General features: G+C 50.0%; 18 protein-coding genes, 1 pseudogene and 1 riboswitch. Of the genes and pseudogenes, 7 read left to right on the forward strand and 12 right to left on the reverse strand.

Annotation, left to right across the window (positions count from 1 at the left end; all coding sequences use genetic code 11):
* Positions 1-106: 106 nt before the first annotated feature.
* Both ABNN70_RS01745 and ABNN70_RS01750 read right to left on the reverse strand, forming a co-directional pair.
* Entirely contained in the window at positions 107-904 is a 798-nt protein-coding gene (locus tag ABNN70_RS01745; protein ID WP_353949356.1) for a C39 family peptidase, read from the reverse strand.
* A gap of 27 nt (positions 905-931) precedes the next feature.
* Positions 932-1858 (reverse strand): 2-dehydropantoate 2-reductase, encoded by a 927-nt coding sequence (locus ABNN70_RS01750; RefSeq protein ID WP_353948560.1) that lies wholly within the window; start codon positions 1856-1858, stop codon positions 932-934.
* A 183-nt stretch (positions 1859-2041) separates the two neighbouring features.
* Here ABNN70_RS01750 and rnhA point away from each other — a divergent pair, with 183 nt between their 5' ends.
* A complete protein-coding gene (gene rnhA / locus ABNN70_RS01755; protein WP_353949357.1) occupies positions 2042-2491 on the forward strand; it encodes a ribonuclease HI in 450 nt (149 codons plus the stop codon).
* 81 nt (positions 2492-2572) lie between these two features.
* Here the strand turns inward: rnhA and ABNN70_RS01760 are convergent, their stop codons facing one another.
* From ABNN70_RS01760 to ABNN70_RS01775, 4 genes and pseudogenes are all read right to left on the reverse strand, one after another.
* Positions 2573-4579 carry an FAD-dependent oxidoreductase gene (locus ABNN70_RS01760; protein ID WP_129929407.1) on the reverse strand — a complete coding sequence of 669 codons (2007 nt, stop codon included), beginning with the start codon at positions 4577-4579 and terminating at the stop codon, positions 2573-2575.
* A 288-nt stretch (positions 4580-4867) separates the two neighbouring features.
* The gene (gene nrdG, locus ABNN70_RS01765) at positions 4868-5371 is read right to left on the reverse strand and encodes an anaerobic ribonucleoside-triphosphate reductase activating protein (RefSeq protein WP_353948561.1); all 504 of its coding nucleotides are present in this window, start codon (positions 5369-5371) and stop codon (positions 4868-4870) included.
* A gap of 52 nt (positions 5372-5423) precedes the next feature.
* Positions 5424-7271: pseudogene (gene nrdD / locus ABNN70_RS01770) on the reverse strand (anaerobic ribonucleoside-triphosphate reductase); the annotation flags it as partial.
* A 229-nt stretch (positions 7272-7500) separates the two neighbouring features.
* Positions 7501-8793 carry a citrate:proton symporter gene (locus ABNN70_RS01775; protein WP_353948562.1) on the reverse strand — a complete coding sequence of 431 codons (1293 nt, stop codon included), beginning with the start codon at positions 8791-8793 and terminating at the stop codon, positions 7501-7503.
* Between the two features lie 144 nt (positions 8794-8937).
* Here ABNN70_RS01775 and ABNN70_RS01780 point away from each other — a divergent pair, with 144 nt between their 5' ends.
* Together ABNN70_RS01780 and prpB are read left to right on the forward strand one after the other, a co-directional pair.
* Positions 8938-10416, forward strand: coding sequence for a bifunctional 2-methylcitrate dehydratase/aconitate hydratase (locus tag ABNN70_RS01780; protein WP_353948563.1), 1479 nt, complete (start codon positions 8938-8940; stop codon positions 10414-10416).
* Positions 10400-11320, forward strand: coding sequence for a methylisocitrate lyase (gene prpB / locus ABNN70_RS01785; protein ID WP_129929402.1), 921 nt, complete (start codon positions 10400-10402; stop codon positions 11318-11320). The genes ABNN70_RS01780 and prpB overlap by 17 nt, the downstream gene beginning before the upstream one ends.
* A 38-nt stretch (positions 11321-11358) precedes the next feature.
* Here prpB and ABNN70_RS01790 read toward each other — a convergent pair whose 3' ends face one another.
* A complete protein-coding gene (locus ABNN70_RS01790; RefSeq protein ID WP_353948564.1) occupies positions 11359-12219 on the reverse strand; it encodes an HAD family hydrolase in 861 nt (286 codons plus the stop codon).
* Between the two features lie 425 nt (positions 12220-12644).
* On the opposite strand from ABNN70_RS01790, the gene ABNN70_RS01795 reads away from it, so the two are divergent.
* The gene (locus ABNN70_RS01795; protein ID WP_353948565.1) at positions 12645-13535 is read left to right on the forward strand and encodes a LysR family transcriptional regulator; all 891 of its coding nucleotides are present in this window, start codon (positions 12645-12647) and stop codon (positions 13533-13535) included.
* Positions 13536-13539: 4 nt separating this feature from the next.
* On the opposite strand, the gene ABNN70_RS01800 is transcribed toward ABNN70_RS01795, so the two are convergent.
* Together ABNN70_RS01800 and ABNN70_RS01805 are read right to left on the reverse strand one after the other, a co-directional pair.
* The gene (locus tag ABNN70_RS01800; protein ID WP_353948566.1) at positions 13540-15198 is read right to left on the reverse strand and encodes a M20/M25/M40 family metallo-hydrolase; all 1659 of its coding nucleotides are present in this window, start codon (positions 15196-15198) and stop codon (positions 13540-13542) included.
* Positions 15199-15213: 15 nt separating this feature from the next.
* Complete coding sequence (locus ABNN70_RS01805; RefSeq protein ID WP_353948567.1) at positions 15214-16209, reverse strand: arginine deiminase family protein; 996 nt, start codon at positions 16207-16209, stop codon at positions 15214-15216.
* A 326-nt stretch (positions 16210-16535) separates the two neighbouring features.
* Positions 16536-16636: riboswitch (purine riboswitch) on the forward strand.
* A 48-nt stretch (positions 16637-16684) separates the two neighbouring features.
* On the opposite strand from ABNN70_RS01805, the gene ABNN70_RS01810 reads away from it, so the two are divergent.
* The 3 genes from ABNN70_RS01810 to ABNN70_RS01820 all read left to right on the forward strand — a co-directional run bounded on the left by ABNN70_RS01810 (position 16685) and on the right by ABNN70_RS01820 (position 19163).
* Complete coding sequence (locus tag ABNN70_RS01810; RefSeq protein WP_353948568.1) at positions 16685-18022, forward strand: 5'-deoxyadenosine deaminase; 1338 nt, start codon at positions 16685-16687, stop codon at positions 18020-18022.
* Positions 18023-18186: 164 nt separating this feature from the next.
* Positions 18187-18810, forward strand: a complete 624-nt coding sequence (locus ABNN70_RS01815; protein WP_353948569.1) for a superoxide dismutase — start codon at positions 18187-18189, stop codon at positions 18808-18810.
* Between the two features lie 101 nt (positions 18811-18911).
* Positions 18912-19163: a DUF1450 domain-containing protein gene (locus ABNN70_RS01820; protein ID WP_129929396.1), complete on the forward strand. Its 252-nt coding sequence runs from the start codon at positions 18912-18914 to the stop codon at positions 19161-19163.
* A gap of 38 nt (positions 19164-19201) precedes the next feature.
* On the opposite strand, the gene ABNN70_RS01825 is transcribed toward ABNN70_RS01820, so the two are convergent.
* The 3 genes from ABNN70_RS01825 to nfsA are packed head-to-tail and all read right to left on the reverse strand — an operon-like array spanning position 19202 to position 21858.
* A complete protein-coding gene (locus tag ABNN70_RS01825; RefSeq protein WP_353948570.1) occupies positions 19202-20248 on the reverse strand; it encodes a lactonase family protein in 1047 nt (348 codons plus the stop codon).
* Positions 20245-21105: a hypothetical protein gene (locus tag ABNN70_RS01830; RefSeq protein ID WP_353948571.1), complete on the reverse strand. Its 861-nt coding sequence runs from the start codon at positions 21103-21105 to the stop codon at positions 20245-20247. Before ABNN70_RS01830 ends, ABNN70_RS01825 begins: the two co-directional genes overlap by 4 nt.
* 3 nt (positions 21106-21108) lie before the next feature.
* A complete protein-coding gene (gene nfsA / locus ABNN70_RS01835; protein ID WP_353948572.1) occupies positions 21109-21858 on the reverse strand; it encodes an oxygen-insensitive NADPH nitroreductase in 750 nt (249 codons plus the stop codon).
* Positions 21859-21948: the final 90 nt, after the last annotated feature.

Raw genomic sequence — 21948 nt, forward strand, 5'->3', positions numbered from 1 at the left:
CTTTCATTTTATCATGATTGGTCATATTTACCAAGATTGCATGGGCTTCTCTTTTTAAGCAAAACAGTGATTCTATGATTTATATCGGTATGATTCACCTGAAAGTTTATCTGATACTGATTGCCTGATTACCGAATTGCTCCCATGCCTCAATAAACGCTGCTTTTTCTGACTGACTCCCCTCATGATCAGCAAGCGGATCATTGAAGAAGATATGTTCTCTGTCATAACCGGTTACCAGAACAGAATGCTCCTGGAATGTGATGCGTATATCTCCCTCTTCCGTATGCCAGTTTCTCCATGCGGAATCCGGTACCGGCCGGAACTGAATACTTGTAATGACCCAGACAGGGTTCCCACTGGAAATCTCCTTTTCAACATCCGTCCAACTGCTTCCTGAGAAATCATGTACACGATTTCCCAGATACTTTTCCGCGAGTTCAGCTACCGGGCCGTGATATACCGCAAAGCCCGGATGATTCCTGTCCCCGCGATACATATTGCCGACAAAACCTTCGTTCGGGTTGCCCATATATCTTCCCGCCTGAAAGGGAACTTTCTTCATTTCCCCGGCCAGTTTCATTTTGTCCGTAACAACCCCTGCGTCACGCAGCAGCATCGTAAGGCTTGTCACTTCGCATCCATTGGGCAGTTCCGGCAGCTGTCTGATATGGGGGGCGGAAAGTTTTTTCTCTACATCCGGGCCGTCATAAACGTGATTAACGAATTGCTTTATGGGATTTTCCTGTTGCGGGTCCTGTTGCGGGTCCTGTTGCGGGTGATCTTCCGGGTCCGCTCTGCTATCTCCGACTACTTCCACTAATCCGGTTTCCCCGAGTACAAGCATGATACAAAAGAAAACGATCAGGAGCATCAGTGCAAAAACACGTCCCTGGCTTGGCATCACTGAATACCTTCTTCCCTTTGCCGCTCAGACGGACTTATTCTTTAGATCAATAAACCGGAGCAGATGATAAATCGTTTCAATCGCTGTAACCGGTACTTGTTTCGCCCGCGCGGTTTTGATCACAAATCCAAGGATCGCCTCAAGCTCCATTTTCCTTCCATGTTCCAGATCCTGAAGCATGGATGTCTTGTGATTCTGTACGTCCTTGTTGGGCAGAAGGACTTTTTCTGCATAATCACGGTTAATCGTAATACCCACTGCGGCCGCTGTACGGATATATTCTTTTTTAACTTCGGCTAAAATCGGGAACAGATCGGCATCGTTCAGCGCTTCACCGACCCGAGTCCGGGTCAAAGCCGTCAGTGGATTATAAATAATGTTCCAAAGGAGTTTATCCCATTTAACCTGACGAATATCCGGGGAGACATGAGTATCCACTCCTGCCTGGCGGAACATCTTGCTCAGCCATTCCAGAGATGGGGCAGCCTCTCCGGTCTTCCATTCGCCGATAATCAGTTTTCCCTCACCGACATGATCCACAACACCGGGCGCTTCCCGAATCACGGAAATGAATGCGGAACCGCCGGCAACATGCTCTGCACCGAAAACATCGACGAGCTTTTCTTCATTACCGATGCCGTTTAACAGGCAGATAATCTTTGTAGATGGCCCTGTGAGCGCCTTCAGCTCCGGAATACATTGATCCAGCGCATTGGATTTCACGGCAAGCAGAATAAAGTCCAGATCATCCACCGGTTGCAGATGATCTGCATCCAGCACCTTTACCGGCAGTGAGAAATCTCCGTTAATGCTGTGAACGATCAGATCATGTTGTTGTAAATAGTCACGCGTCTTTCCTCTGGCTGCAAAAGCAACATCCAATCCCTGTTTCGCCAGTACACCACCATAAAAACAGCCTATGGCTCCCGCACCAAGTACCGCAATCTTCACATAAATCTCTCCCTTTGATATGACACGAACACGGTCCATCATCTTATTTATTCCATTTTACAGCATTCCGCAGATGAATTCTGCTATCGCCATCCTGCCTGCGCCTTTTCTTACCTCATTTATTCATTATATAATAAGTCTGTCTGTCTACTTAGTGAAAGCAGGTGAAGGGCATTGGATGAGATTGTAATATACTGTGACGGCGGCTGCCGTGGCAATCAGAGTGACCGGAATGTCGGCGGATGGGGAGCTGTACTCACCTATCACGGCCGGACAAAGGAACTTTATGGCGGTACGCGAAATACAACCAACAATATTATGGAACTGACTGCTGCGATCCGGTCGCTGGAAGAGCTGAAAACCGATCATATTCCCGTTTCTTTTTATATTGACAGTGCTTATGTTGTTAACGGCATGAACAGCTGGGTCACCGGCTGGACGAAAAAAAACTGGAGAACGGCAGGCGGTCAGCCTGTCAAAAACAGAGAATTATGGCAGCGGTTAAACGCACTGGCACAGAAGCAGCATCAGATTACTTTTAATAAAGTCAAAGGTCATCATGGTGTGGCGCTGAATGAACGTGCGGACCAGCTCGCCAATCAGGGAATGGACGAAGTGGAATCCGCAAGATAAGACCTCTCTCCTGCAGGCATGTAATAACCCGCGTTGAACGGATATTTTCCGAACAGCACGGGTTCTATTTGTGTTCCAAAATCAGCAGTTCATGCCGACTTCATTGCCGGTCCATACCGCATTCATGATATTGGCCGGCCGGCCGGCGTCACCGATTAAATACAGATCGGCTATTTTTCCATGAAGCTGATTAAACAGTGTCTGATCTGCACGGAATCCCACAGACATGACGATAGTATCTGCCTGTACCAACTGTTTTTCAAACTGCTTATTGGCCAGAACAGCACCTTCCGGGGTAATTTCAATCAGAGAACTGTCCGTGATCCTGTTTACCTGAAATTTATTCAGTAAATCCAGGAGCATGATTTTATTCATATGGGGAATGGGCTTTCCCCCGCCATTCGTTAATATGTCACTCTGGGCCTCAACGATGGTCACTTTCTTACCCTGTTCGGCGAGATATAGTGCCGTTTCGGAACCCACAAGTCCTCCGCCGACGACAAGTATATTTGATCCGGCCTCTTTGGTCCCTTCCAAAATCTCGATCGCAGTGGCAACATTATTTTTCTCCGATCCGGGGATATCCAGACGGATCTCTTTTGCCCCGGTAGCCATGATCACCACATCCGGCCGCTGTTCTTTAACAAGATTCTCTGTAACCTGAGTGTGAGTCAGAACGTTAATATTCAGCCTCTCCAGTTCATTTTTATACCAGGCAATCAGCCGTCTGTCATCCACCTTAAAACCGGGAACCGAGCCCGGAACAATTTGCCCGCCTAATCGATCGCTTTTTTCATAAATCGTCACCTGATGTCCGCGAATGGCAGCCACTCTTGCTGCTTCCATTCCGGAAACGCCGCCACCGACAACCATGACTTTCTTTGAAACAAGAGCCTTTTCCGGGACATAGTATCTTTCTCTGCCGCAGGCCGGGTTCACGGCGCAACTGAGCGGTTTTCCTTCAAATCCACGCCCGAGACAGCCTACATGACACCCGATACAGGGCCGGATCTCTTCCACCTGGTTATTTAGTACCTTCTTCGCCCAGTAAGGGTCTGTGAGCAGCGGCCGTCCCAGACCAATCATATCCGCTGCCCCGTCTTCAAGCGATTTTTCCGCGGTTTCGGGTACGCCCAGTTTTCCCGCAACAATGACAGGGATATGAACCGCCTTCTTTAATTCTTTTGTATAAGGCAGATAGAGTCCTTCTTTCTGGTAAATCGGCGGATGCGACCAGTACCAGGCATCATATGTGCCGACATCCGTATTTAGCTCATCATAGCCGGCCTCTTCAAGAATTTTTGCGGCAGCGATCCCTTCTTCAAGATCACGGCCTTTATCTACATAGTCCTCGCCCGGGAGACCGCCCTGACGCCAGTCTTTGATACAGCTTTTCACACTGTAACGTACACCGACCGGGAAATCTGCCCCGCATCTTTTTTTAATCCCCTGGACAATTTCAACCGGAAGCTGAAATCGTCCTCTTAAATCACCGCCATATTTGTCGGTTCTTCTGTTGAATAAAGCAAGAGTAAATTGATCAAGGAGATAGCCTTCGTGGACCGCATGAATCTCCACACCATCAAATCCTGCTTTTTTTGCTATGTCGGCGCTTTCAATAAACTTTTGAACGATCCATTCCACTTCATCGGTCGTCAAAGAATTGCAGGTCACCGATGGATCCCAGTAATTGGGTATAGCTGATGCTGAAACCGGCGCAGCAGTGAGCAGGGCTCCCGGGACGCCGCTTCGTCCAAAGCCCATGGTCAGCTGCAAAAAGATTTTTGATCCGTAAGCGTGAACGCGTTCCGTCATTTCAGCAGAAGTCATAAGAAATCTTCCCGGGTTCTCTGAAACAACCGGGATAATCCCCGAAACAACCTTATCCAGCTTATTCTCGACTTTGGTGATACTCGTAATAATTAAGCCTGTTCCGCCTTTCGCCCGTTCAACATAGTAATCTATTGCCCGCTGGCTGTAACATCCTTCATTGTCCACCAACCCAAATGCGCCCATCGGAGCCATAGAGATCCGGTTTTTCACTTCCACTTTGCCTATCTTAATCGGTTGAAACAAGGACTCGTACATTTGCTTCGCCTCCATGTGTGTATGCGCTTACATATCGGTTATATCATTAAACAGCCAATTTGCATGTTAAATTTTTCACAAATTATGGTAGCGATTACATCCTTTTTTTAATGGCGCGCCTGATGTTTATGCGTCATGCCTGCCCGGACGATCTATCGCTGATATAAAGAAAAACATGCCGGCCGGCAGATTACAGACGCTGCCGGAGGCCTGGTTTTGCTGAGCCCTTTCTCAATCGGTTTGTACTTTCTTAAAGTCAAAAAAAAGCCCGGCATACGCCAGACGGGTTTAATGTAACTGCAGAACAATTTTGTCTGCCTGTATGGATTTTTTCACGTTAATGACCCGCTGATTTTCCGAGCCGCGGAATTTCAGTTTCAGATTTCGTTTGTCTCTTTCAAAAGGACCGTCAACCAGCACATCAATATGATCCAGCATCTCTCTGCGCTTTGGATCCCGCAGCAGATCTTCAAAATGAAAACCGGTCCAGCACCAGATGTCTTTGCCCGGGCACTCGCTGTTCACCCGTTTGACAAGACGGGTCAGCGTCTCCGGATGATCGAACGGTTCACCGCCGAGCAGCGACAGGCCCTGAACGGGTCGGGCGGGATCGTTCAGATCCGCTATAATTTTATTTTCAGTTGATTCCGTATAAGGCTTTCCAAAGTTCGGATTCCAGGCCACCGCATTCCAGCAGCCCCTGCAGTGAAAATGACAGCCGCTGACAAACAGAGAATGCCTGATCCCCATTCCATTCAGAAAGTCAAACGGTTTATAATCAGCATAATTCATAGTTAAAGAGCCGCCACCCGGCAGCCTGACCTCCCTTATCGTTCCGATGAACTCAGCACTGCTGTTTCTTCCGGCTGTTGATTTCTTTCAGACGGCCCTTGATCGGCTTGCGCTGGATGACCGATCCCAGGTAACCGCAGAGGCGGCGGATGCAAGACGTTGTTGCCGGATCATGGTTACCGCAGTCCGGACATTTAAAGCCTTCTGCCGTTGCTTCAAATTCGCCTTCATAGCCACATGCATAGCATTTATCGATCGGCGTGTTCGTCCCAAAATACCCGATCCGGTCATACGTGTAATCCCATACCGTCTCGAGTGCTTCCGGATTATTCACCAGTGACGGGAACTCGCAATAGTGGATAAACCCTCCGGCTGTGTAGGGCTCGTAATCTTTTTCAAAATCTATTTTTTCAAAAGGATTGATTTTCTTGCGGACATCATAGTGAAAGCTGTTCGTATAGTAATCCTTGTCTGTGATGTCTTTGATGCTGCCGAACCGCTCTTTATCCAGCCGGCAGAAACGGTCGGTCAGACTTTCAGAAGGGGTCGCGTAGACGCTGTATGCGTAGCCGGTTTTCTTCTGCCACTGGAGTGAAACCTCTTTGAACCGCTTAACGATATCCAGTGTAAAGGCTTTCGCCTCTGCATTGTGTTCCCACTCCGGTCCGTAAAAGACGGTGGCCGCTTCATACAGTCCGATATAGCCCATCGAAACCGTAGCACGGCCGTTTTTAAAAATATTCGACACAGATTCATCGGCAGCAAGGCGCTTGCCCGTTGCCCCATACTGATAAAGAATAGGCGCGTTTTTCGCCTGAACCTTGTCCAGTGTGTGAATACGGAATTCAAGGGCGCGGCAGACCAGATCAAGCCGTTCTTCGAAGAGGGCCCAGAACGTTGTTTTGTCTCCTCCCGATTCAATGGCGATCCGCGGAATATTCAGCGTTACAACGCCCATATTATTACGGCCGTCGGTGATATATTCGCCATTTTCCTGATAAGAAGGCAGGAAGGAGCGGCAGCCCATCGGTGCTTTAAAGTCACCTGTAACGGCGACAATCCGGTCATAATTCAGGATATCCGGATACATCCGTTTCGTCGCGCACGCAATCGCCATTTTCTTGACATCGTAGTTCGGATCCTCCGGTTCAAGATTCAGTCCGCGTTTGATTGTAAAAACAAGCTTCGGGAACACGGCGGTTTTGTGATCACGTCCAAGCCCGATCATTCTCACTTTCAGGATGGCTTTCTGGATCTCGCGTGCAAACCATGACCGGCCGAGACCGAAATTCAGGGTAAAAAACGGGGTCTGTCCATTCGAACTGAACAGCGTATTAATCTCATATTCCAGCGACTGCATGGAATCATAGATTTCCTTTCTGGTCATCGCATAGGCGTAGTTTTCCTGCTCTCTCGTATCGGAAATCCATTGTTTCGCCGTTTTCAGGTATTTCTGAAAACTGATTTTTGCATAAGGCTCGAGCACTTCGTCTGCCCGGTTAAAGGACGTGCCGCCATAAATGTTGGAAGATACATTAGCTACAATCTGCGCGACAAGCGCCGTGGCTGTTTTTATCGATTTGGGCTGTTCCACGTCGGCATTACCGATTGAAAAGCCATTTTTCAGCATCCCTCTGAAATCGATCAGCATACAGTTATACATGCTGAAGAACGGTGAGTAATCCAGATCATGGAAATGGATCATCCCCTGATTGTGCGCATCCGCAAATTCCCGGGGCAGGATGTGACGCAGGGCAAAGTCTTTTGCCGTAACACCGGCGAGCAGATCCCGCTGCGTATTAAAAACTTTTTCATCTTTATTCGCATTTTCATTTGCGACGTACTCATCCATGTTGATTAAATCCCGAATTTTATCATCCAGAGTTTTTTCCTTAATTTCCGGTTCTCTGATCATCCCGACCACCCTTTGCAATAACTCATGTACACATTATAAAACAATATGTAGTGGGATCAAGGGTGATTATGGTACAAGATGTTGACATACAACCGGATTTTCGCCCGTTTACAGCATAGCCGCGCGGAAAAAGCTCTGAACACATAATTGTGACATGTTTGCGAACGCCTCATGATCAGGGTCAGAAAAATATTTTCCCCATCCGTCAGGCCGCTTACAGGCTTATGATGCCCAGCAGCAGTGCTGCAGCGACCATGACAAGCGCAGTACCAAACGCCCATTTCAGAAAGCCACGCTGCAATTCACCCAGTTCAGCACCGACCATACCGACCAGAAGATAAGTGGAAGGAACAAGCGGACTGAACAAATGAACGGGCAGGCCGAGAAGCGAGGCGCGGCCGATCATGGCCGGATCCACCCCGAACGAGGCTGCTGTTTTGGCAATCAGAGGCACAATACCGAAATAGAAGGCATCGTTCGACATGAAAAAGGTGAACGGTCCGCTGATTAACGCGGTAATCAGCGCCCAGTACGGCCCCAGGGATGCCGGGACATGATCGATTAACACCGCTGCCAGGGCATCAACCATTTTCGTTCCGGTGAAAACGCCGGTAAATATCCCTGCTGCAAAAATCATGGAAACTACAGCCAGGGCATTCCCTGCGTAAGCCTGCACGCGTTCCTTCTGCAGTTTCAGATTCGGGTAATTGATCATTGCCGCGAGCGCAAAAGCAAGCATAAAGAGGGCAGGAACGGGAATCAGTTCCATGATCAGGCAGACAAGCAGAAGAATCGTCATGATCCCATTAACCCATACGAGTTTCGGCCGCTTCAGATCGACTGCTTCAGCTGATGCCGCCTGTTCCTCAAGTGTCCGGCCGTCAATTTTCAGCACACCGATCCGTTTTCGTTCTTTGCGGCCCATATAGAAAGCAATAAATAAGACGAACAGCAGCCCGGCAGCCATAGCCGGAATGACCGGAATGAATACAGCCCCCGTCGTCTGATTCAGTGAAGCCAGAACGCGCGCGGTCGGGCCACCCCAGGGCAGCAGATTCATCACTCCGGAAGCTGAAATCGCAATACCTGCGAGAATAATCGGTTTCATGCCGATGCGCTTATAAAGCGGCAGCATGGCGGAAACCGTGATCATATACGTCGTTGTTCCATCGCCGTCCAGAGAAACAACTGCGGCAAGTAAAGCCGTACCCAGCGCAATTTTCAGCGGATCACCCTTAACAACCTTCAGGATCCGCATAATGAGGGGATCGAAAAGGCCACTGTCAATCATGATCCCGAAATACAGGATGGCAAACATAATCATGATACCGGTCGGCGCCACGCCCTGAATCCCTTTCAGCATCATGCCGCCGATATCTTTCGAGAAGCCGCCGATAATCGCAAAGAAAGTAGGGACAAGCATCAGTGCAATCAGCGCCGATAATCGTCCGGACATGATCAGATACATGAAAACAACAATGGTCAGAAAACCAAGAAGTGCAAGCATAAGTCATTTCGCCCTTTCCGTCCAGCTTTTTATCAGAGTCGAAATCTATTTTTTGACTGTTATATAACAAGTTGACTATAATTATAGATGCCGAGTGTGATAAATGCCACTATTTTGTAAACGCATTCATTATATTGTGAAAGGATGGAAAACATGACAGTAACCGGAAGTCCTTTTAAAACAGATCAGGTGCTTGAAGACATTGCCACATATACTGCTGCACCGACGCCATTCAGTGAGACAGCACGGACCACGGCCAGATATGTCCTGATGGATACGATCGGGTGCGGCATCCTTGCCCTTCGCTTCCCGGAATGTACCAAACTGCTTGGACCCATCGCCCCCGGAACGGTCGTTCCGCACGGGGCCCGGGTTCCCGGAACCCCATATGTCCTTGATCCTGTTCGTGCGGCCTTTAATATCGGCTGCATGAACCGCTGGCTGGATTATAATGACACCTGGCTTGCAGCCGAATGGGGACATCCGTCCGACAACCTTGCCGCCATTCTGGCAAGCGCCGACTATATCAGCCGGCAGAACCGTTCGAAAGGAAAGCCTGCCCTTGTCATGCGTCAGGTTCTTGATGCCATGATTAAAGCACACGAAATTCAGGGGGTACTGGCCCTGGGCAACAGTCTGAACCGGCACGGACTCGATCATGTACTTTTTGTTAAAGTTGCCTCCGCTGCCGTCTCCTGCGCCCTGTTCGGGGGAAATGAGAAAGAGATCGCTGCCGTGGTGTCGCAGGCATGGATTGACAGCTCGAGTCTCCGAACCTACCGCCATGCTCCCTCAACAGGTTCACGCAAATCCTGGGCAGCAGGAGATGCGGCCGCCCGGGGTGTTCAGCTTGCACTCATGACCCTGCGCGGCGAGATGGGCTATCCGCGCGCTCTGTCTTCACCGAAATGGGGCTTCCAGGATGTTCTGTACGGCGGTAAGCCCCTGCGCCTTGATCGACCGCTGGGTGCCTATGTGATGGAAAATGTGCTTTTTAAAGTTTCCTACCCGGCCGAGTTTCACGGGCAGACCGCGCTCGAAGCGGCGATCCGTCTTCATCCGGACGTAGCCGACCACCTTGACGAGATCGAGAGAATTGAGATTATCACCCATGAATCAGCCATCCGGATTATTGATAAAACTGGACCGCTGCACAATCCCGCCGACCGCGATCACTGCATGCAATATATCGTCGCCATCGGTCTGATTCATGGAACACTGAATGCGGGTCATTATGAAGATGAGGCATCGCGTGATCCACGGATCGACCGGCTGCGCGGGAAAATGGACATTCGTGAAAGCAAAGCGTACAGCAGGGACTATCTCGATCCTGAGAAAAGATCTATTGCCAGCAGCGTCCAGGTGTTCTTCACGGACGGATCGGAAACACCGCGTGTGGCTGTGGAATATCCTCTTGGCCATAAAAAGCGCCGTGATGAGGCGTTCCCGTTAATCATGGATAAATTCAGAGAAAATCTTCGCACACGTTTCCCGGAAAAAAGAGTGAACCGGATTCTTCAGTTGAACAGTGACGAACAGCGCCTTCTGTCGATGCCGGTGGATGAATGGATGGAGCTTTTTACTTCAATCGAATCGAGGGGATCATATGAGCTGGATAGTTGATCGGACGCCCGCTCAGAACGTACTTGCCGAAAATTTCCGTCGTTTAATGAATGACCGGAAACTGTTACAGATTCCGGGGGTCCATGACGGCATGACGGCTTTAATCGCGAAAAAAACAGGTTTTAAAGCACTGTACCTTTCAGGGGCAGCCTATACCGCGAGTCGCGGCCTCCCGGATCTCGGGATGATTTACTCCAGTGAAGTGGCGGACAAAGCGAAGGAACTGATCCGGGCTTCCGGATTACCCCTGCTTGTCGATATCGATACCGGCTACGGCGGTGTGCTCAATGTCGCCCGGGCGGCAAAGGAAATGGAGGAAGCCGGTGTGGCCGCCGTGCAGATTGAAGATCAGCAGATGCCGAAAAAATGCGGGCATCTGAATGGAAAGCGACTGGTCACCTCAGAAGAGATGCAGCAGAAAATCCGGATGCTGAAACACATCGCACCCGGTCTCATTGTCGTTGCCCGGACCGATGCACGCGCCGTTGAAGGAATGGACGGGGCCCTGCGCCGGGCCGGAGAATATGTGGCTGCCGGGGCAGATGCGATCTTTCCCGAAGCTTTTATCACCGGAGAGGATTTCAGACGGATGCACAGCGCGGTCGACAGGCCTCTTCTGGCCAATATGACGGAATTCGGAAAAACACCTTATTACACTGCCGATGAATTTGCCTCATTCGGCTGCAGTATGGTGATCTACCCTGTCACATCCATGCGTGCAGCCGCCGGGGCATGCACGCGCGTCTTCCAGGAGATCCATGATCGGGGAACACAGAAAGAGGTCCTTGATGCGATGCAGACCCGCGCTGAATTATATGACACGATCGGGCTGGCTCAGTATGAAGCGCTTGATCAGAACATCGCTAAAACGGTATTGCCGGTAACAGGCAGGGAAGATCAGTGACGCACTTTGTCCGGGTCAGGAAAAGTTTTCCACCGGACTTAAGGAAACGTTTTTTCGAGATATTTACAGAGTCCGTTTTCCGCATTTGAGCGGTCCGTGACTTCATCAGCATGCCGTTTCACATGCTCAGGGGCGTTTTTCATCGCAACCGAGTGCCCGGCGACCCGGAACATGGGCAGATCATTTTCCCCATCGCCAAAAGCAAGCGCCTCTGCCGGATTCAAATGAAAATGCTTCAGCAGAATCTCAATGCCGCTCGCCTTGGATACGCCCTGATTATTCACTTCGACATTATTTTTCGAAGAGGAGAAATGTTCGAACGGGATCCGTCTGCTGATTGTTTCCAGTTCTTCAATCCATGACCGGATGACGGAAACATTCCGGCTGAAAAAATACATTTTGCTCATATTCTCCCGGTCTTCAGGCGACAGGTGATCAAGCCAGATCATATCTCTGTACACAGCATCCTTACGCGACAACCATTCGTTAATATGTACAGATTCCGGCCGCTCGCCCCGGATTAAGCGTTTAAAGCAGGGTCTGTCGCAAAGAAGTGCGGCACGGCCTCCACTGACCGGGTGTAACTGGTAATAAAGCTGTTTTTTCTCAGCACGCTGCAGCAGTTCACTGACCAGTTCAGCAGGCAGCGCATTCTGATAAATGTTTGTTCCCCCTGCAAAAACAGCCATGCCGTTCGCCGTAACCATGCCGTCAACGGGGAAATCCGCAGGCAGAATGTTGCAGGCTTCACTGTACGACCGCCCTGTGACGGCAAAAATCCGGACACCGCGCGCCTTTATTTTTTTCAGACAGGCCGTCAGTTCTGCGTTAACTGTATTGACCGGCGTCAGTACTGTACCGTCAAGATCTGTCAGTACCGTCTCATACACATGGATCATTCCTTTGTTTATTTTCTCCTGATAAAAGCGCGGGAAGGCCGTTTCCCGCGCTTTTTACCGCTGCCGGAAAAGTCAATCTGAGCATATTTCCGGCAGGTTCAATAGACCATCCATCGATCTGTTCCCGTACCTTTTTTACCAACAGTGATGATTATAGCCGCCGTTTACCCTCGCTGCAACACGCGCCAAATCGTTGCAGCTTCTGCATATAGAGATGCCTTCACCCCGACTGATACCCGAATGTGCCACGCGAGGTTTGCGACCAGAGGGAACAGATCAGGCAAATTTTCGTCCCTGCTTTTTTACCGGTCGCCTTCTGCCGATCCCTTTTCTTCTGATGATGAGCGTTGCCGTCCGGGAATGCCCGTTCAAATCATTTTATTATATAATAAATTTATTCCGATATCATTCAGGGAGCGGGTCATATGGAACTCAGAAACCTTAAAACCTTTCAGACGGCCGCCACATGTCTGAATTTCACGAAAGCAGCGAAAATCCTTAATTTTTCTCAGCCGACCGTTACGTCTCAGATTCGTGCACTGGAGCAGGAGATCGGTTCTCCGCTTTTCTTCCGGATCGGCAGGGAAACCTTTCTCACCCGTCAGGGGCACATTGTGAAAAAATACGCAGAGCGCATATCCGGATCCATCGAAGAAATGAAGCAGGCCCTGAAAAACAGCGATTGCTCCGGAAATCGAAAGCTGGTCATTGCCGCGTCTGAAACCTTTTGCACACATTACTTTCCCCCGATCATCCGAGCTTACCTGAAGGAGTTCCCCGATGCAGGAATCAGAATGATCACCTGTAACAGTAACGAAGTCATCGATGGAGTGAACCGTAACACGTTCGATATCGGCATTATTTCTGACGTATATCATAAATCAGGCATTACCAATCTCGTGATCTCGGATCGTGAGGATCTGATTCTGATCGTATCCAGAAAACTTCATGAGACGTATTCCCGCTCCGATCTTTTCGCCCGTTTTCCTTTTATCCGCTATGAGATCTCCGGCCCTTTCCGTGAGCAGATGGACAGCTTTATCCGCGGGGCCGGACTGAATCCGAAGCACATGATCGAAACGAGCAGCCTCGAAGCGGTTAAAAGTGCCGTTTTGAATGATATCGGTGTCGGTCTGATTGCCCGCAATCTGGTGGGTAAGGAACTTTCCGGCGGACAACTGGTTGAAATCAAACAGAATAAGCCTGTGGTCAAAATCCGCACCTCGCTGATTATTGCGACGCAGAAGATGAGTGATTCCCGTACCGCACGCCTCGTCGAGCTCATCAGTCTGAACTGGAACGGTATCCAGGCCTGACGCCTTACTTTGCTGAAAGAATCCCCTCGGTCACGCTGCGGATCAGTTTCGGAACCACATTGTAGGAATAAGGTTTATACACACGCTCCATCCAGGTATGTGCCCGTTTCCCGTATACTCCGATATCAAGAACAGGAATATTCAGTGCGCGGATCTTTTCCAGCGGCAATTTGTATGGCCGGCCCCAGCCCGGAAAATTGTCGATAATCCTGTCGGTTTCTTCCGCCGTTTCACTCATCGACAGGTAGCTGCTGTCGGCAAGGTAAGGAAAAAATCTTTTTTTGGCAAAGGGCTCTCCGGTCTCCTCCGAGGCCTTCGACAGAATCCGGTCCAGCAGACGATCGCAGCGGGCTTCCTCGGGTATCTCCTTTCGAAGATAATTATGCGGACAGTAGGGCGGGGCAAAGAAGACGATGACTTTCGGCCGTTTATCCCCGGCAGCCGACTCGAGGGCTTCGATAATTTTATAGCTGTTTATACGAAAATCTTCCGTCGGGTGTTCCGCAACCGTCTCTGCGATGATTTTTTCCACATCTGCTCCTTTTGCAGCGACCTCCGCGGCAAATTCGCTGTACGTCAGGACTTCGGTCTGCCAGTCGGGCAGAGGTCCTTTCAGCCCGCAGTTACTGGAAAAATCCTGATACTGTTTTTCCAGGAAACGTGCAAGATCCGTGCATGCCTGCTCCGCGGTCTGCTTCAGCTGATCCAGCACGGCTTGCGGCGTGCGCTCATACAGGAAACAGTTAAAGTACAGACGCGTGGTTCCTGCTGTCTGGACATTATAAAACGCCTTTTGATCACGCAGATACAGACAGGAGGGCGGAAGGACCACTTCACCCGGAATCCGCTCCGCCACATCCATATTGTTGTTCAATGCTTCATTAATTTTACTTGCAATCAGTGTCGGGTCAATACCGGAAAGGGTTTCCCCAACATGGGTTTCCCGCCCCCGGATATAGAAACAGCCGAGCAGTTTCCCCGCCGAACCGGTGTAGACATAGCGATTGGGATCCCCTTTATACAGCGGGCTGACAAAATCGCCGTTGATCGCAAGAACATAGTCGAGCTGTTTCTCCTCCTTCAGCCGGATCAGTTCATCAACGGCTTCCATTACGCCCTCATGATCATTCTCCTCAACAGGATTAAACATCACGAGCAGATTCCCTTTCAGCTTCTCACGGTGCTCCGTATAATAAAGCAGGTTGCTGAGATGCACGGCGTCGCCGCTTTTCATATCGAGCATCCCGCGTCCAAAAAGCCAGTCCCCGCTTGCCGCGTCTTTCTGCACATCCGGATCCTTATCATAATCCCTGAAATAGTTAAGCAAATCATCCGGATCCAGCGCATGGGGCTCAAGTGCACCGAAGTCATCGATACCGACCGTGTCCATATGACCGTGGTAAATCACTGTTTTCGCTGTGGGTTCCGCACTTTCAAGAAAGGCAAAGACATTTTTTCTCCCCAGCGCATCTCCTTTCAGATCCTGAGTCCAGACCAGATCGGGGTGCTTCTGAAACCAGGGATAAGAGCGGAGGATCTCCACCAGTTTATCCGCCATATCGACTTCCCCCGTGGTCCCATTGACACTTTTCACCCCAACCAGTGTACGGGCGATCTTTTCAATCCGGTCCGCCTGCTTCAGGTCTTTCAATTGCTGATACATGTCCATCCTCCTCCTTTATTCCTCAATACGATCCCGCTGCAGCACGAGCGATGAGCAGTGGATGCCTCCGCCCATCTTATTCAGTTCGTCGACCGGGATAGCAATCACTTCTACACCTGCTTTTTCCAGTGCTTCAATCGTCCGCACACCGAGTGAAGTAAACAGAACTTTTCCCGGTGCAAGGCACAGGCAATTCGTTGTCATCGGCGGATCGAGCGGATCCGTATAAATCAGTTTAATCCCCCGTTTCTGCAGATCCTGCAGAAACCAGTGCGGAACGTTGTCGGGATCGACCAGTGCTTTATCAACGTCAACCATGTTAAAGACTTCATCCAGATGGATCATACTCGATGGAAGATCAATCACCACCAGTTCCATCCCCTGCCAGGAAAGAATAGCACGCATCTGATCAATGCCCGCCTGGTTGACACGGATCGAGCGGCCGGTGATCGCCGTCTTCCTGTCGAGTACGGCGAAGCTGCCCCCTTCAAAAAAACCTTCGCCCTGAATGGATGCGAGGACCGGCATGCCGATCTTCGCCGCCGTTTTCAATGTCCTGCGGGTTTCGCCGGCTCTGAATTTCAGGGCAAAGCGGGCCAGAACCAGCCCGCCGGGAATGACCATGCCGACATCACGGGCAAACAGATTATTCGTCAATAATTCCCCGTCATCCTCCAGCGGAATCACCTCTACGCCCTCTTTTTTCAGAACTGAGGTCATCTGGTCATGCTGGTCCTGCATTTTAGCCAGATCAGGCAAATCTTTTCCGAGACAGTAGCTGGTAATCTTTCCGCTCTGATCACGAAGAATGCGCGCCTGTAATGCCGGCTCATAGTGCGCTTGATTCAATTCCAGGATTTCGTTTCCCGGCCTGTGGACAAATACTTTACGTACTTTCCCGACTGCATTGGTATTCCCCCAGTCGCTTCCCCAGTATGTCTCCAGAAGAGAACGGCTTTCAAACGGTTCTTTCACCATATTTTCATCCAGAAATTTATGTAAAACAGACAAAACGACCACCCCTCTATATCCAGTATTTTCCTGATGGAATAAAAGCTGACAAAGATCCGCTTCTTTAATCATAGTATAAACGATTGAATCAGGAAATTTAAAATTTTCAATACCATCAATCAGAATATTTTATAGGTGAATTGGTATCAGCTCATGATCTTCAAGAGGCCGGTTCCTTCTGCTCCCGCATTGCCGCGTTACAGACAGCCGGGGGGTTGTCAGAAATCATATTTTTGTCAGATTATTTGCCTGAATTAAATAGTATTGTCAGATTCTCTGACAATATGTTTGACGTTCTTCCCTCATTCGTTTATTATTAAGTGCGTAAACTTCATCCTTTCTGTTTTCGTATATCCTTAATGATACGGTTTGAGGGTCTCTACCGAGGAACCGTAAATTCCCGGCTACGAAAAAATATGCATGCATATTTTTTCGTAGCCCTTTTTTTGTTCCTATTCTACTGGAGGTGCGGAAAGTGACAAGAATACTGATTAAAAATGCCGGGCTGATCACGATGAATGCAAACGAGGACATACTGAAAGGCGATCTGCTGATTGACGGGGACCGGATTGTCTCTGTGGGTCCGGTCGTTCCGGAAAGGACGGCTGACCGGGTTATCGACGCATCCGGACGGACAGTGATTCCGGGTTTTATTCAGACGCATATCCATCTGTGCCAGACCCTGTTTCGCGGGAAAGCCGATGATCTGGAACTCATGGACTGGCTGAGAGAGCGGATCTGGCCGCTCGAAGCCGCGCATGACGCCGAATCGATCTACACATCGGCCCTGCTCGGGATTGGTGAACTGATGGCAGGAGGGTCAACCACCATTGTCGACATGGAAACGGTACATCATACCAGCGAAGCCTTTGAAGCCATCGCCAAAAGCGGCATACGCGCACTCTCAGGTAAAGTCATGATGGATAAGGGGGATGAGGTCCCGGCCGGGCTGAAGGAAAAAACTGCGGACTCGATTCAGGAAAGTGTCGACCTGCTGGAGAAATGGAACGGGCATGACAACGGTCGGATCCGTTATGCCTTCGCCCCGCGTTTTGTGATCTCCTGTACGGAAGATCTGCTCCTTCAGGTTCGGGATCTGGCGGATCACTATGGCGTGTTCGTCCACACGCACGCATCAGAGAACCGCGGCGAAATTGCCATCGTTGAACGGGAAACAGGCATGCGCAATATCATTTATCTAGATCATCTTGGGTTGGCCGGAAAGCGGCTGATTCTTGCTCATTGCATCTGGTTGTCCGAAGAAGAACGCGAGATCATTCAAAAACGCGGGGTTCACGTCAGCCATTGTCCGGGATCAAACCTGAAGCTCGCTTCCGGTATCGCGTCAGTCCCGCAGATGATCGCGATGGGGATCCATCCCGGTCTTGGTGCAGATGGCGCACCGTGCAACAACAACCTGGATATGTTCCAGGAAATGCGTCTTGCCGCCCTGATTCATAAGCCGGCAAACGGACCGACGGCAATGAATGCCCGCCAGGTCTTCCGCATGGCAACAATTGACGGCGCGCGTGCTGTCGGCATGGCCGACCAGATCGGCAGTCTTGAGCCGGGAAAGAAAGCCGATCTGGCCATTCTCAATCTCAATCAGTTTCACAGCAGTCCGTCATTCGGGACTGACCCCATCTCCCGCATTGTTTACTCAGCCATCAGTACGGACGTGGAAACCACGATCATTAATGGAAAAATCGTTATGGAAAAACGGCAGATGAAGACCATGGATCCGGACCTGGTCCTGAAAAGTGCTGAAAAGGCGATCCGCCGACTCATGAAACGGACCGGGTTGCGCGTATAAAAACCGGGGAACGTCAGAGTACGGTGGTTTGCCGTCCGGCGGATAGAATACACCACCCCGGGCAGAATAATTGAAAGGCTTTTCAATACCTGATTTAATAGAAGAGTAACCTGCCACAGAGGCTTCGCTTTTTTGATCATTTTTTCCAAATAAGGAGGAATTCAATGAGCCAGTATGAATTGCCTGAACTCGAATTTTCCCCCGACGCCCTTGAACCGTACATCGATAAAGAGACGATGATCCTGCACCACGATAAACATCACCGGACCTATGTCACCAATCTGAATGCGGCTCTTGATCAACATCCTGAACTGAAAGATCATTCGCTGACTGACCTGATTGCCCATGTCGAAAAAATTCCGGAAGATATCCGGACCGCCGTGCGAAATAATGGTGGCGGGCACTATAACCACAGCCTGTTCTGGAAGATCCTGATTCCGGGAGGGGCCCATGAACCCGCCGGAAAACTGAAAGAAGCCATTGAGAGCCAGCTCGGCGGATTTGACACGTTCAAATCGCGTTTTTCCGCAGCTGCTGCGGGACAATTCGGTTCCGGATGGGCCTGGCTGACGCTGGACGAGCGAAATCTGCTGCAGATTACCGGCACACCAAACCAGGACAGCCCGCTAATGAAACAGGAGAAGCCGATTCTTGGAATCGATGTCTGGGAACACGCCTACTATCTCAACTATCAGAACCGGCGTCCCGAATATATTAAAAATTTCTTCCAGTTGATTAACTGGGACTTTGTCACTGATGCCTACGAAAAAATCCTGAATAAAGGGTAACAGCGACAGGAGGTGGCCCGGCGCCTCCCGGCCTTTTCATGCTATAATACTTCCCCTGACCCTTCCGCGTGAAGTATCATAGTATTGAGGAAGTGAATGAAATGACCGAAGGACTGGGTCTGATCCTGATAGAATGTTGCGACTATAATCTGTTAACGACGCAACACCTGAAAAAAATTGCCGCGCACCCGGAAGTGGCCGTCATGCATTATGACTGTCTGAATGTCTGCGGCATGTGCAGTCTGCGACCCTTCGCCATCGTCAACGGGCAGCGCATCTTCGGAAAAACAGTGGATGAATGCCTGGACAAAATCCAGAAGAAAGTAAATGAAGAACTGGCGAAACTGACATAAGCGCTAAAAAAGGCCTTCCGACGGATCGGAAAGGCCTTTTATGATTCATATAAAAATTTCACACAGACCGCCTCGGGAACCTGAATCACCGATCCGGTTTCTGTCAGCCTGCCACTTTCAACGTCCCGCTCAAAGAGCACGACATTTCCGGAGTACTGGTTTGCCGCAATCAGAAAATGTCCTGATGGATCGATTTCAATATCACGTGGCCAGCTACCGCCTGCCGATACATACCCGGCAGGCGTTACTTTTCCCGAATCTGCTTCAGTCTGAAAAACGGCGATGCTGTTATGTCCGCGATTCGAAACATAAACGAACCGTCCGTCCGGACTTATTTTTACGGCTGCCCCGCTGCTTTGTCCGCCATAATCTGCAGGCAGCGTGCCGACAGCCTGGGATATGGAAAATTCTCCTGTTGCAGCACGGAAATCCAGGGTAAATAACTCATTACTCAGCTCGGAAACAACATAGGCGACCGGTGCTTGCGGGTGAAAAGCAATATGGCGTGGACCGGTTCCTGCAGGAAAGTCAAGCAGGCTAAGCACCTTCAGTCGCTGACCATCGATCTGATAAGTCGTCAGCTGGTCCGTTCCGAGATCAATGGTAACAATGTACGGTTGACCGGGCGTAAAATCGGCAAAATGGACGTGCGGTCCTTCCTGTCTGTCCGGATTGGCACTTGAACCCTGATGATAATCCGTATCCACGGGCGAGGCAATACCGGTCCCTGAATCAACCGGATAAAGGTCTGCCGTTCCCCGGTGATAGTTGCCTGAAAGAACATATCGATTGTCCGGATCAACAGCGACATAGCAGGGAGCAGCTCCCTCAGAAAGCTGCTCACCACTTTTTTTCAGCCTGCCGTCTTCAATACGCCAGGCAGCGACGCCGCCGGCACGACCTTTCCGGATCACCGAATATAAGTGCCGATTATCCCTGCTGACAGCAAGATATGTCGGATTGCCCGCCTCCGCGGCCACTTCGGGCTGAGACAGCGTCTTTTTTTCCGTGTCCAGTTTAAATGTATAAATGCCCTTACTTTCCTCTCTAGTATAGGTACCGACAAATCCTCTGATGGTGCTCATAAAATCCCCTCCCTCTGTTTTCCAGACGAAATTCTGTAAATACACAAACTGATGAAGCATTTAATGAATGAGAAGAGCACGGCCAGACTCATCAGAATCAGGTAACAAAAATTAAATCGGCCGATCCCGTCCATCATCCGGTCATGCAGCAGTGGATCTAGGATAACGCTTAACGTATTGGCGACAACAAAAAGCAGAAGCAAAGCGCCCGCGCCGCCTGCTGCACCGCGAATATCCTCGCGGCTGAGCGACATATGTGATGCGATGCACAGGGCAAGGATCACAAAGATCCAGAATCCGGGATTCGTCAGATGTTCCATTGAAAACAGTCCGCGAATCACAGCCAGAACGGCTTGTCCCAGCCTCAGCCAGCTTTCTTTTTCCGCAACCAGAAATACCGAGTGATCCATTGTGATCAATCGAAAGATCTGCTCAAAACTGTCCGGGACCAAAACGCGGATAAACAGCAGAATCGCCAGGCCTCCTCCGAAAAGAGGGGCCAGTCCGATAAACAGATTTCCCATCCGCTGGTACAGACTGTCGGGGTTATACGCATGATGCACATAACCAATGGTCCCATCCGGACTTGCCGGCTGCAGCAGCCTGACGGCAGTCACTTTATGACCAAAAAGCAGGCAAAGAACAGCATGGCTGATTTCATGGATCGGCGTACCCAGCCAGGCGGTCATGTATATCCCCTTCATCCCGAGTGAGTGGATCATCAGCGTATTAGACCAGCGTTCCAGATAGCCGAGAATGAATCCACCACACACCAGTCCGCCTGTCAGGGAGATAAAGGCCACCAGACTCTCCCAGAGAATCGACAGAGCAAGAACGATAAAACCGGAGATGAACATGAATCAGCGACGTCCGAGCTGCTGTTTTTCGAGGAAGGGTTTCAGTCTCATTCGTGCGGGAGCGGATAGACCGCGTGCAATTTCTGCCGTCCATGTATCGTCCCGCCGGTTGTCTGTCCGCGTTTTATAATACGTCCTGACCTTCTGATCATAGGTATCCATCATTTTTTCCGGAATATCCTTCTTGTACGTGTTCTTATGGAAGATCACTTCAAGGGGCAGGCGCGGCTTTTGTTCCGGCCGCTGATCCGGATAACCTACTGCGAGTCCAAAAAACGGAAACGTCCCTTCCGGCAGTCCAAGTAAAGCTGCCGTTTTATCTATATCATTCTGAATACTGCCGATAAAACAGATCCCGAGGCCCATGGATTCTGCAGCCACAGCCATATTCTGGGCCGCAAACGAAGCGTCACCGAGCGCAACAATCAGACGCTGAGTCGTATCCAGAATAGATGTGTCCGCACCCTGTTTTTCGCCAATTTGTTTATTCCGATACTGATCAGCGACAAAGACAAAAAAGCAGCCGTTTTCTTCGACGTACATCTGGTTGTTGTCTGCTATGATCCTTAACTGTTTTTTGATTTCAGGATCGTCCACACCAATGATTGAATAGGACTGGGTAAAACTGGAGGTCGATGCCGCCTGTGCACTTCTTACAAGCAGATTGATCTGATCTTCAGTCAGCGGTTTATTTTTAAACTTACGGATGGATCGATGATTTAACAGTGTTTCAATCACAGGATTCGCCTGCATGAATAACCTTCTCCTTCCAGCATATGTTCCTCTCTATTATACTTTTCCCGCGCGCCGGCTGCATGAATGGTGTTCGGACATAGGGTTTCC

Origin of the sequence: Sporolactobacillus sp. Y61 (assembly GCF_040529185.1) — a bacterium.
In the GTDB taxonomy this organism is placed as follows: Bacteria; Bacillota; Bacilli; order Bacillales; family Sporolactobacillaceae; genus Sporolactobacillus.